Source organism: Flavobacteriales bacterium (genome assembly GCA_029248105.1).
Classification (GTDB): domain Bacteria; phylum Bacteroidota; class Bacteroidia; order Flavobacteriales; family UBA7312; genus UBA8444.
In genome coordinates this window covers 23,380-35,893 of the sequence record JAQWJZ010000012.1, presented here as the reverse complement: position 1 = coordinate 35,893, position 12,514 = coordinate 23,380, and the positions used below count along the sequence as shown (strand labels likewise).

General features: G+C 31.6%; 11 protein-coding genes. All 11 read right to left on the bottom strand.

Annotated features, from left to right (window positions below; translation table 11 throughout):
• On the bottom strand, nucleotides 1–834 hold an 834-nt coding region (locus P8I29_02485), incomplete at its 3' end, for an O-antigen ligase family protein (protein ID MDG1916664.1).
• A gap of 205 nt (nucleotides 835–1,039) precedes the next feature.
• The gene (locus P8I29_02480) at nucleotides 1,040–2,257 is read right to left on the bottom strand and encodes an O-antigen ligase family protein (protein ID MDG1916663.1); all 1,218 of its coding nucleotides are present in this window, start codon (nucleotides 2,255–2,257) and stop codon (nucleotides 1,040–1,042) included.
• Nucleotides 2,241–3,374: a glycosyltransferase gene (locus tag P8I29_02475; protein MDG1916662.1), complete on the bottom strand. Its 1,134-nt coding sequence runs from the start codon at nucleotides 3,372–3,374 to the stop codon at nucleotides 2,241–2,243. The genes P8I29_02480 and P8I29_02475 overlap by 17 nt, the downstream gene beginning before the upstream one ends.
• Nucleotides 3,375–4,697 (bottom strand): flippase, encoded by a 1,323-nt coding sequence (locus tag P8I29_02470; GenBank protein MDG1916661.1) that lies wholly within the window; start codon nucleotides 4,695–4,697, stop codon nucleotides 3,375–3,377.
• A gap of 1 nt (nucleotide 4,698) precedes the next feature.
• Nucleotides 4,699–5,964, bottom strand: coding sequence for an oligosaccharide flippase family protein (locus tag P8I29_02465; protein MDG1916660.1), 1,266 nt, complete (start codon nucleotides 5,962–5,964; stop codon nucleotides 4,699–4,701).
• 28 nt (nucleotides 5,965–5,992) lie between these two features.
• Nucleotides 5,993–7,078: a DegT/DnrJ/EryC1/StrS family aminotransferase gene (locus P8I29_02460; GenBank protein MDG1916659.1), complete on the bottom strand. Its 1,086-nt coding sequence runs from the start codon at nucleotides 7,076–7,078 to the stop codon at nucleotides 5,993–5,995.
• 1 nt (nucleotide 7,079) lies between these two features.
• Entirely contained in the window at nucleotides 7,080–7,652 is a 573-nt protein-coding gene (locus P8I29_02455) for an acyltransferase (GenBank protein ID MDG1916658.1), read from the bottom strand.
• Nucleotides 7,649–8,587, bottom strand: coding sequence for a Gfo/Idh/MocA family oxidoreductase (locus P8I29_02450; GenBank protein ID MDG1916657.1), 939 nt, complete (start codon nucleotides 8,585–8,587; stop codon nucleotides 7,649–7,651). The genes P8I29_02455 and P8I29_02450 overlap by 4 nt, the downstream gene beginning before the upstream one ends.
• Entirely contained in the window at nucleotides 8,587–9,852 is a 1,266-nt protein-coding gene (locus P8I29_02445) for a nucleotide sugar dehydrogenase (protein MDG1916656.1), read from the bottom strand. Before P8I29_02445 ends, P8I29_02450 begins: the two co-directional genes overlap by 1 nt.
• 75 nt (nucleotides 9,853–9,927) lie before the next feature.
• Nucleotides 9,928–10,782 carry a gliding motility protein GldN gene (gene gldN, locus P8I29_02440; GenBank protein ID MDG1916655.1) on the bottom strand — a complete coding sequence of 285 codons (855 nt, stop codon included), beginning with the start codon at nucleotides 10,780–10,782 and terminating at the stop codon, nucleotides 9,928–9,930.
• Between the two features lie 12 nt (nucleotides 10,783–10,794).
• On the bottom strand, nucleotides 10,795–12,489 hold the full coding sequence (locus tag P8I29_02435) for a GldM family protein (GenBank protein ID MDG1916654.1): 1,695 nt from the start codon (nucleotides 12,487–12,489) through the stop codon (nucleotides 10,795–10,797).
• Nucleotides 12,490–12,514 lie beyond the last annotated feature (25 nt).

The window sequence follows — 12,514 nt, the reverse complement described above, 5'->3', positions numbered from 1 at the left end:
CCAAATATTTAAGCCCATATAAAATAGTGTGGCTAATAGTCCGCTATTTATCAATAATTCAAAAATAAATGAATGTGGGTCAACAATGTAATGTAAATTCACATCATTAATTGACTGATAGTATTGAGCTGAATAATCTATGCCATATCCAAAGCCATATGACGAAAAAGCAGACAAAATACCATATTTATATAAGTAAAATCTTACTGATGTTGATTGACGTTCGTTGAAAGACAAATCTGATTTTAACTTGACTAAACCGTCCATTGCCTGCATGTACCAGGCACTTTCAAAAAAGAAACCTAAAACAAAGAATAACAACAAACCGAATATACTTGTGTATATAATTTTTCTAGGGTATCTATACAGAAAGAAAAAGAAAGACATCAAAAAAGACAATCTACTTTGAGATTTATACATAATAAACATATGTATTACAAATAATGCCAAAATCCATACGCTAGAGAGATGCTTATCTCTATCAAAAACACTTAATCCATACATTAGCATTAGTGTAAACACAAATGCAAAGTCATTTGAATTAAAATATACTACTGTAGGCACATGACGCATCCACCATGGAGCATCTACTAAATCAGAAGTAGGCAAATGATTACCTGTTTTAATTTCATAAAATGAAAACACAGCGTACAACAGGTAGAACAATAACATGATATACTTACTTGATTGTAAGAATTGTTTTGGAAATGAGAAAATTACAAGATAAAGCGTTAAAATAAAAAATAATAAAAATGAAAAATTCAGTACAGAATTAAGTTCATAAAAAGTATCAAAAAGCTCTACTCTTACTAGAGTCACTGCATAAGTATGCATAAACATGAAAAGAAAGAAAAAAAGAGAAAAAAGAACAATCGGTTGGACTTTAATTTTTTGTTTTAAAAGTATCGCTTTCTGAAAGAATACCGATAAAAAATAAAGAAAAGCAATTGGCAGAACTAATCTTAACGGATATAAATTAAACCCTATTCCAAAGGTGTTCATCAAAAAAATAGATGAGATAAATATGAATATTAAGGCTTTACTCATCTATAATCTTATTATCTCTAGCAAATATTTTTAAACCACCTTCAGTAACAGCTATCATAACTACAAACAAAGGCATTAACTGATAACCTGAGAAAAAATTGTTAGTAATCATTATTATAAAGACCATTAGCAAAGATAATATGGTAGTATATGCAATTGACTTTGTCCGTGTATCCAATAGGTCAATTTGTCTTTTTCGTTTCAAAAAAACAAATATGAAACTGAGTAAAAAATTAATGACTAAAACGAAACCTATAACACCATACCTTCTTAGCAACAAAAAATACTCATTGTCCACAACTGAAGTGTGTAAATCTTTCGCTGGTCCCCATCCAATAATCGGTGATTGTTTAAATAAATTTATTGCATCCGACCATTGCTGATATCTTATTAACATTGAGGTGTTTTTACCATCGGTAAATGTAACGAACCCTATCGTCAAATAATCAAAGTACTGTAAAAGTGGGAACGCTAAAAGAATACAAAAAGTAATTATAGCAAATGAAAGAATTTTATTGTGTTTACGATGGAAATACATACTAGCTAAAAGAACAACAACAAACACAACCAAAGCTGTACGTGAAGATGTCATTAATAAAACAACAAGTAAAAATAAAATTTTGAACACACTTAAAATTTTATCTCCAGTTAATAGCATTCTTTGCAAGAAATAAATCATAAAATACAAAACTAATGCTGCAGCTATATTTGGATTTCCGGCAGTTAAAACAGAACGCCCACCCATATTTCCAAATTCAAAACCATATAAACTGTAGAATAATGCCCTAAAACTTAAAACATTAAAATATTCCAAAAAACCCAATAAGATTAGGAATATAGCTCCAACTTTAAAAAAAGAATTCAAAAAGTTAGCTAATGTCCTTAAATTGCAATAACTAACAGCAACAATTATTAAAAGCGGCTTTAACATTCTAAACAACTCATTAACATCACGAATTGAAAAAGGTACTTTTAGAAAAAGATAACCATAAAATGTTGATGTAATAAATGATAAAAGTATTAATAAATAAGAGAAGAAAAAACGATTAGTTTTAAAATTAGGCTTGGCAAGAATTACAAGTGGTATTAGAAACAATGCCAAAAAATCATCAATTCTTATTGATAGACCAAGTGGTATGGTGGGCATGAAAATAGATGAAACAACTATTAAAAGTATAAACTTTTCAATAAAATTACTTTTTACAATCAAAATAAATTGTTTTAAGTTGTTGAGTTAATGAAAACTTTGAAAACCTATCTATTACATATTTTCTAATGGTATCGCCGCTAAATGTTTTTGTAGAAATCTCTTTCATTATATCTGATAATTCCTCTTGACTACATAAGACCCCAATATCGTCATTAGTGACAATAGATTCAGGCCCACCACATTTCGTAGACAAGACTGGCAAACCACAAGACATAGCTTCAATAAGTACTACGCCAAATGTTTCAATTTTACTGGATAGAACAAAACAATCGCTTTGATGCAAAAGATCTCTCACTTCTTCTCTACTTGCACTGCCATAGAGCCTTATTTGAGAATTCATAGTATTGGAATCTATCCAATTTTGAAGATTATTTTTCTCAGGACCTTGACCCACAATTAATAATTTATAAAATTGATTACCCTTAAATACCTTTGTAAAAGATTTTATTAAATGTAATTGGTTTTTATTCTTATTCAAATGAGCAATATTGATAAATTGGAAATCATCTTTTTGCTTTTTAACTATCAAATTAAAAAAATCTGTGTCAACAATATTAGGTATAATCTGAAAATCTAATTCTTTGAAATAGCATTTTATAGCATTTGAAAGGGATTGACTAACTGCAATATTTGTATGGCTATTTTCAAACACCTTGAGAGCTAATTTCAAATCTGAATCAGTAAGTAACTTCCTTTCGAATGCTGATGAGTGTTCAGTTATAACATAGGGAATCTTGTACTCATTCTTTATCCAAAGTGCGAGCTCACCCGCTAAAAAAGAATGAACATGTATAATGTCAGGCTTTCCGTTACTTTCGATATACTTCTTAAAAAGTTCTTTTCCTTTTTCTAGCCTTATTCTTCTTGCCCTATTAGGAGTTTTAGGAATAGAAAGAAATGGGCTTATAAAAGTGGATATCCCTTCATCACTGTAAGACTCTTCTTTAAAGGAAAACAATTTGTTTCTCCAAATAGACTTCAAAGAAACAGGTAAGGGACACAACACACCAAGCTGAAGCCCTTTGTTTTTCAATGCCAATGCTTGATCTCTGAAAAATGGAGCACTAAGTAAGTTAAACTTACTTTTATATGAGATTGGTAAAAGTAAAACGTGCATTTATCGCTTAATTGATTTGTATAATTTTAAAAACTCAGTCTTATATAGCTGAAAATCACTCATCTTAATTATGACAATATCTAAAATAGACACTTTATTTTTAATTGAAAAAACTATTGACTTTATAGTAGAGTCTAAAATATAAGATGTAGAAGTTGCTAAGGCTGCTCCCTTAATGCCGTAAGTTGGAATTAACCAAATGTTAAGTCCAAAATTAGTCAATGCCACTACAAACGCTATATAAGTGTTAATTTCGGGATAACCTCTTCCTGTAAAATCATTAGCAAGAACTTTTCCTAATGAGAAAATCACTACACCAGGAATCATATATAAAAATGGAATAATACTATTTACATACTCATCACCAAAAAGAATAACAATTATCCAATGACTGAAGATGGCAAGAAATAAGCCTCCTAAGAAAGTAATGAAAAAAGTATTTCGAGCCGCCAATGAAGTAAATCGGTTTCTTTCTAAATCCGTATTTAAATTGGCAACTCTAGCAAACAATACGGTGGAAACAGATTGAGAAACTAACCAAACTCGCTCGACTAACAAAACTGCAATAGAATATATTCCAACTGCCACATCATCAATAAAATAAGCTATTAAAAACATATCTATTCTATAATTGACAAACGACAAGACATTACTCAAGTGACCTTTTACCCCAAATGTAAGGCCTTCTTTGAAGTATTGAATTGAATACTTTTTTGGCCAGAACAAACCATAAGATTGATGTAAAAAATAAAAAGAAGCAAATAGCATTATCAGTTGAGAAGATGCAAAACTAAATATAGCTCCAATAAGTCCTAAATCTAGAACATAGAGAAATACAAAAGAAAAAAACAACAAACCAAACTGATTAAGAATAACAATCAGATTAAACTTTTCAAACTCTTCTTTACCTTGAAAAATAGTCTGCAAGTTTCTTTGCAGAAAAATTAAAGGTAAAATCAATAAGGTGTATACTAATAATTGAGAAGCTAATCCCTCAAAAAAATACTCTTTGAAAAATAAAACAATTACACCACCGACAAGCATAGAGAACGCACTCAATAATAAGGAACTTAGCAGGTTTGTTGAATATACTTCATCGTCCGTATATTTCCCTTTACCTATAAAATAAACTGTAGATGCTGATAATCCAGAATTTAACAATGTGTAGAGCAATGTAGGTAAAAGAATCGCTAAGGTATATTTTCCTTGCCCTTCAGCTCCCAAAACTCTAGCTATAATCATTGTAGCTAATAAGCCAAATCCAATACTGAGAACCTGACGAATGAGCGTTAATACTGAATTATGAAAAACACCTTTTTTCATACTAAGCTATTTTGTTTTTAGAAATTCTTAAAATTATTGCAATTCTGAAAATATAAAAAATTGACATCAAGACACTAAATAAAAGTAAATATTGCTCAAAACTACATGAATAAATATATGCATATAGAATTGCCCCCATAGAAATAACAAACATAATCAATTGTAAAGTGAAACTCAGTTTTTGCTTTTCAAATGCAGTATGAATACTTGTCAAAGGAGAGGCAATGAATTTAAACATAAAAAACGGAATCAAATATTTAGCGTATAAACCCGACATCTTCCATTCTTCACCAAAAATAAACGCAAACAAATCTTCAACAATGAAATATGCTACTCCAAAAAATAAAAAAGACAGTAATGATAGTTGTAAAACCATTCGTTTAGTCAAATCAAAGGCCTCAGCTGTATCATTCTTCTGACGGACAGCTTCTTCTAAAAACACCTGATTAATAGAGTTGCCTAAAAAGGCGAATGGCGCTGCCAAAACTTTATACATCAACGAGTATAACCCTAATAAAGTAGTAGAATATAAAGTAGGTATGAGAAGATTGATTGTATTGATACTCAAATTATTTAAGAGTATAGAAAAATTGGTAAATTTTGGAAAATCAATATATTTTTTGGCTAGTATAGTTAACATCGAAAAATTGACTTTTCCAACTTCAAATTTTGAGGTTTTCCACAAATAAAATGGCGCTACTATTGAAGAAATTATTTTCCCCATAATTAATCCAACAAGACCGGACTTTAAATATGGAAAAGTCAGTTGAATAGAGGCAAAAGAAGCTGAACGATATACTTCAGACTTAGATATAGATATGAAGTTCTTTTTCCTAAGCTCATAGTAATTCAAAGTGTTGTAAACCCCTATTGAAAATACCACTAATGGAATACAATAAATCCAATACCCTAGATCAGGCTCATTAAAAAATCCTAATAGAAAAGGTTTGAAAAGAATAAATACAATCAGAAAAAGCAAACTCATAACAAAACTAATAAGTAATGATAATATGGTTAAATGTCTAGCTTCATCTTCAGACTTAACCAAAACAAGTGCCTGTTCATATCGACCATTAACGATTGAACCTAAAATAACGGATAGAGACGAAAATAAGGCCAATACACCAAGCTCTCTTGGGGAGTACAGTCTAGTAATAATGGGCGAAATAATTAAAGGGATAAATTGAGCTAAAACAGAACCCTTTAGTAAGGTCAATATATTCTTGTAGAATACGGAATCTTTAAAAACTGTTTTAAAATCAACCATAGGTTAAATGCTAGAAGACTTAACCCATTTATAATAAATCAACAATAAAAGACTGTTGTTCTTTAGTTAAAAATGGGCTCATTGGCAATGAAAAGACTTCTTTAGCTGCCTTTTCAGAAATTGGGAAGTCACCAACTTTATAATTTAAAGGCTTGTAGCATTCTTGCAAATGCAATGGTGTTGGATAATGAATAGCTGTTGGTACACCGTTATCGTTCAAATTCTTAATCAGCTCTTCCCTTTTATTAGATTGCACTGTAAATTGGGCATACACACTCGTTCTGCCTTCTCTAATTACAGGTAATCTAAGTTGTTTCTCTTTCAACAAATTAATGTAATGACTTCCAATTTCTTCTCTTTTTTGAACTTCATCAGCAAAGTATTTCAATTTGACATTAATAATAGCTGCTTGAATGGTATCAATTCTTCCATTTACACCTATTACTTCATGCACATATCTTTTCTTAGAGCCATGAGCTAAAAATAATCGAGCTTTTGCAGCTAACTCATCATCATTAGTAAATAATGCTCCTCCATCTCCATAACAACCCAGTGGCTTTGATGGAAAAAAACTAGTACAACCAAAATGACTTAAATTACAACTCTTCTTGCCCTTATATGACGCACCAAAACTTTGAGCTGCATCTTCTATTACAATCAAATTGTTTCTGTCTGCAATTTCATTAATAACATCCATGTCGGCTGTCTGACCATAAAGTGAAACTGGCATAATAGCTTTTGTCTTGTCCGTTATCTTATCTTCAATTTTAGATGCATTTATATTATATGTATCTTCTTCTATATCCACAAAAACTGGAATAGCACCCAAAAGACTAATTACTTCACTAGAAGCAATAAAGGTAAAAGGAGTCGTAATAATTTCATCACCTTCTTTTATACCAATAGCTAATAATGCGATTAATAGCGCATCCGTTCCACTAGAACATGCAATAGCATGTTTAGATCCTGTATATTTTGCTAAATTAGATTCTAATTCTTTGACAAAAGGACCCATAATATATTGGGAGGAATCAAGAACTGAATGAATGGCAGAGTCTATTTCTTCTTTGTAAGATTGATACTGCGCTTGTAAATCAATAAAAGGAATTTTCATATTATGAAATAAGTTGAACAGTGTTATTTGAAAGCTTATATTTAGTATTATCAAACGAATCTAAAGCCATATTATTATCATTAAAGACAAGACGATTTCCAGCTACACTAACCCAACCCTGATGTTTAGCGGGAACACCATAAACCATCTCAAAGGCCTTTACATCCTTAGTTACTACAGTCCCAGCTCCAATAAGAGCGTACTCTCCAATAGTCGTGCCACATACAACAGTAGCGTTAGCACCAACAGAGCAGCCTTTTTTTAGTAATGTCTTTTTAAATTCTTCTTTTCGAACAATAAAACTTCTTGGGTTAATTACATTAGTAAATACCATAGATGGCCCTAAAAATACATCGTCTTCAATTTCAACACCTTCGAAAATAGAAATGTTATTTTGCACTTTCACCCCGTTACCAATCTTCACTTTAGGACCAACCACACAATTTTGACCAAATGAACAACGCTCTCCAATAGTTGTATCAGAAAGGATATGAGAAAAATGCCAAATCTTTGTATCGATACCTATCGAAACATTATCGTCAACAACGGATGTAGGATGGACATAAATACTCATAGCTTACAAAAGGGATGATAGTCGCCATTTAAACCTATTGGCTCTGAATTTCTGATAGTATGTACTATATCAATGGATGTTTTAGCTTCTAATAAGCCAAAGCCATTACCTTCAAGTATAGCTTCATAACTTTTGGTGTGTAAGTCTGTAAAGCCACCACTAAACTCTATTTCTTCACCTTCTACTGTGATAGATCGGTACGTTCTTTGACCTAAAGCCTTAATATTTTCAGGGATTAAATCATAATTCACACTTAAGAACCATCTTACTCTGGCTCTTTCTAAATCTAAAAATCCAGCAGCTCTATCATCTTGTGAAAGATGACAAATATTGCTTTTAACACCTCCAAAAATCCAAGTTAACATATCGTAAAAATGGATACCTATGTTAGTAGCAATCCCGCCTGACTTAGCGCTATCACCTTTCCAAGAAGTAAAATACCAATTTCCCCTACTTGTCAAATAACTTAAATCAATGTCGTAAATTTTATCTTTAGGACCATTATCAACTTTCTCTTTTAAAGCTATAATGGATGGGTGAAGTCTAAGCTGTAAAATATTGTTAATCTTTTTGCCGTATTCTTTTTCAACTTGTTCTAGTGCATCAATATTCCAAGGGTTCAAGACCAAAGGTTTCTCACATATAGCATGAGCACCATTTCTTAAGGCCAATCTTATGTGAGCATCATGTAAGTAATTTGGAGAACAAATACTAACATAATCTATAGAATTACTGGAGTTTTTAAGCTTGTAAATATGTCTGTCAAAACGTTCTGGCTCAGTAAAAAAATGAGCCTCAGGAAAAAAACTATCAATAATACCTACACTATCAAATCTATCTAAAGCAGCAATTAAGTTGTTGTCAGTATCTTTGATAGCCTTCATATGTCGTGTAGCAATATATCCTGCTGCCCCGATTAAAGCAAAATTTTTCATTAGAGTCTCCATATAGGTTCGTTAACAATTCCTTTGATATCTAAAACAATAGGGCTACCGATTGAAATAGATTTATAATCTTCCCTTTTTAAGTTTACAAATTGATGATGAGAAACACAGACAACTATCGCTTCGTATTTCTTATCTGCTGAAAATGGATCAGATATTATTTCTCTATCATAATGTGTTTTAAGTTCAGAAGCATCCACCCAAGGGTCATACACATCAATAGAGCAACCATAATCTTCTAATTCATTAATGATATCAAAAACTTTAGTATTTCTAATATCTGGACAATTTTCTTTGAAAGTCAGACCTAATATCAGAATATTCGCACCTTTTATATTTTTATCATTATCAACTAAAAAACGAATTGTCTTTTTAGCAATATATGCTGACATTCCATTGTTTATTATTCTAGATGAAAGAATAAGGTTTGGCTTATAACCCATTTTTTCGGCCTTATATGTAAGGTAATAAGGATCTACACCAATACAATGGCCACCTACTAAACCTGGTTTAAACTTTAAGAAATTCCATTTAGTTCCTGCAGCCTCAAGAACTTCATTGGTTGGAATATTCATAGTATCAAATATTAATGCCAACTCATTAACAAGGGCAATATTGACATCTCTTTGAGTATTCTCAATAACTTTAGCTGCTTCTGCTACTTTTATAGAAGGAGCTTTATATGTTCCAGCTGTTATAATAGAATTATACAATGAATCCACAAAATCAGCTATTTCAGGTGTTGACCCACTAGTAATTTTTAAAATTTTAGTGAGTGTTTTTTCTTTATCACCAGGGTTAATACGTTCAGGACTATAACCACAGAAAAAATCTTCATTAAATTTCAACCCAGAAACTTGTTCGAGAATGGGGACACATTCATCTTCTGTAACACCAGGGTATACCGTTGATTCATATATCACTACATCACCTTTTTTAAGGACACTACCAACGGATTGACTTGATTTTACTAATGGAGTCAAATCCGGTTGATTTTTATCATTAATAGGTGTAGGAACCGTTATAATAAAAATATTACAAGCTGAAGTATCGGTGATATCTGTGGTGTAACTTAAATGAGTAGCAGATTCAAGATTCTCTTTTGACATCTCAAGTGTTCTATCAAAACCAGAGTTTAACTCATTAATTCGTGACTCATCAATATCCAAGCCAATAGTTGGAAATAGCTTGCCAAATTCTACAGCTAGTGGTATACCAACGTAACCTAATCCAATAATTGCAATTTTATTACTCATTTTAGTTAATGTACTATTTATATTAAAAAAAGTCTTCAAATGAAGACTTTTAATTTTACTAGAGAATATGCATTATTAATACTCCCATAAATCATGTTCCAGGTTGAAAATCTCTTCTTTGATTTTTTCTGCTTCTAACAGAGCGTCAATTCCTTCTTTATATTCAGAAACTTTTCTATCATACTTATTTGATTCTTTGACTATTCTACTGCTAAAAAATCTCTTGTGAAAAATATCATCGTAAGTTAAACGTGCTGCATCATTCTTCCTATGGTTAAAGACTTCAGATTTAGCCAGAATTTTCCTTGCCTCTGGAAAGTACACCCAAAATAAAGAGGTTTCACCAGTATAAACACCATCTTCATTTCTTCTATCAATTACAGGGCAGATTCCTATAATTCTTACTTCCATAACAGAACGTTGCTTATCAAAAATCCATTCTTCTTTAATTCTGTACTTTTTCACATCATGTCTTTGAAAGATGTTGTAAGTAGTATCTAAATAATATTCTTGATTGTCGGGATCAAACTTTTCTTCAACAGTTATTTTTTCTCCTTCCATTATACCTATTAAATCAACTTCAGAACGAGACATTGGAGATTGAAATTCGTCATCATTTGTTGCATTACCATATGCCGTGATAGTTCCTTCATCAATAGCTTGCATCAAAACATCTATAAGGTTTTGTCTATCGTTTATTGGTAATAGAGGGTAGTAGAATACTTGATTCATTTTCTCTCTTAAATCAATCACTCTTTCAATCTTGGTAGACCACATTACGTCAGCTTCTCTAACGTATTGATAATCTTGAATCATCCTTTCCTTTCCACCATCTCTAATGTCTTTCTCATATGCGCCGTCAAGAATATCTTGAGCAAATGAAAAATGTGAGATACAAACTAAGGATACAACTAATACTAAATTCTTCATAATATTTAGGTTTTAATTTACCGTTAATTTAACCGCTGGCAATGATTTTGGTGCGCCATCTGGTCCTTTGCAGGTAATATTAGTAAAATACAATACAGAACCAACTTGCAGTGATTCAAATAATGTTTTCATTTCAGGAGTCACTTTGTTTCCCTTAGCGAACTTTGTAACTAATTCACCACGTTGAGTAACATCAACAGAAAATCCTGTAATTCGGTACTTTATATCAAATACGAAGTTGCTAAGCTCAGCATACAACTTGGCATTACTTGAAAGCAATTGACTCTTTTTAACTTTTTTGTTTTTAGAACCTAAAAACTTAGGCTCAGGCTTAGGCGTTCTCATTACTCTATATTCTAAAGAACCCATATTTCTTCTCTTACCATCAATTTGTGCTGAAACACTGATTTTAGCCTTTCCCGTTGTTTTAGGGTAAACTTCCCAGCCTCCACCTTTGACTTTTTTTACTACACCGTTATCACAGCTTACACTTAATTTATCCTTTGGAACACCGGGTACAGAAACATCAATAGGGTTACCTAAGGCTCCATCTTTAAGTGGGTGACTTGCAAGAATGTAGAATACATTCATCTTGGTAGGTGAAACAACTAAACTGGCTCTTGCCACTTGATACTCACCATCAAAGGGATATAATTTAGTCCCTGCATCAGTCTTCATTGAAATAAGACCTCCCCATTTTTTATAACCTTCAGAACTAGCTTTCACGGCATACTTTCCTTTTCCAGAAACTACTGGTATTGAATCATAACTACCGATCATTTTATATTTTCCGTCTTCATCAATTTCATAATCACCAACATAGATTAAAGGATTCTGAGTGGTATCTTTTGCTGCAAGGAATACGTCAGCTTTGAATGAATCACCAAGGAACACATAATTTGAAGTTGCAATTTGTATAGCATCAGCAGAGGTAAACTTTAAAGAGCCTGCATCAATTTCTTGCTTCAAATAATTTATTACATCTGATTCGGTATTTCTAATATCTGTTTGAACTTTAGAAAGCAAAGTTACTGCAGCAACTAATGGCATATCAGAGAAATTTCTTTCAAGCCAAGTTTGATCTGATTTTTTAGCACCAACATTAACTTTTTCAACTTCATATCTCATTGTTTCCTTAATTGATTTGGTAAGAAAATCATCTTTGATAAGAGTTAATGCATAATTTTTGAAAGATTCTAATCTGTCAACAAGTATTTGACCGTTAGGTTCTTTGACAAGAAAATTTCCAGAAGAAAGTCTGTCTTTTTTCTTCTTGATATTTATAATGTTTTTATTTTTTTGCGTGTCTGTTAAATCATCGAAAGTTATGTCTTTAAGAGCTTGTGGGGCGCCATTTTCATTAAGGTTTTCACCCTCAAGGGTTACTTTATTTTCAGCCAACATAACCAAGCTAAATTTTAGACTTTGAATCATGTCGACAAGTGAATCAGATTTAGACTTAACCGTAAAAGCCTTGTCTTTCCATGGTCCTGCTTTAGTTGGATTTGTCTCAGCTGCTAAAACAAACTCATTGTAAACGTCATCATTTTTTAAACTGAAGTTTTTGGTTGTTTTAACAATTCCACTATTAATTTTAGAAAATGCATCTAGGACTTGTTTAGATACATTAAGTGCTAACAATGCTGTTAGAACTAAATACATCATACCAATCATTTTTTGTCTGGGCGATAAATTATTTCCTGCCATTGGTTTATTTTTTCTATCTAAAAAT

Excerpts from the sequence above, each read along its gene's own strand:
- P8I29_02475 (MDG1916662.1), bottom strand. The coding sequence starts at position 3,374 with ATGCACGTTTTACTTTTACCAATCTCATATAAAAGTAAGTTTAACTTA.
- P8I29_02470 (MDG1916661.1), bottom strand. The coding sequence starts at position 4,697 with ATGAAAAAAGGTGTTTTTCATAATTCAGTATTAACGCTCATTCGTCAG.
- P8I29_02465 (MDG1916660.1), bottom strand. The coding sequence starts at position 5,964 with ATGGTTGATTTTAAAACAGTTTTTAAAGATTCCGTATTCTACAAGAAT.
- P8I29_02460 (MDG1916659.1), bottom strand. The coding sequence starts at position 7,078 with ATGAAAATTCCTTTTATTGATTTACAAGCGCAGTATCAATCTTACAAA.
- P8I29_02455 (MDG1916658.1), bottom strand. The coding sequence starts at position 7,652 with ATGAGTATTTATGTCCATCCTACATCCGTTGTTGACGATAATGTTTCG.
- P8I29_02450 (MDG1916657.1), bottom strand. The coding sequence starts at position 8,587 with ATGAAAAATTTTGCTTTAATCGGGGCAGCAGGATATATTGCTACACGA.
- P8I29_02445 (MDG1916656.1), bottom strand. The coding sequence starts at position 9,852 with ATGAGTAATAAAATTGCAATTATTGGATTAGGTTACGTTGGTATACCA.
- gldN (MDG1916655.1), bottom strand. The coding sequence starts at position 10,782 with ATGAAGAATTTAGTATTAGTTGTATCCTTAGTTTGTATCTCACATTTT.
- P8I29_02435 (MDG1916654.1), bottom strand. The coding sequence starts at position 12,489 with ATGGCAGGAAATAATTTATCGCCCAGACAAAAAATGATTGGTATGATG.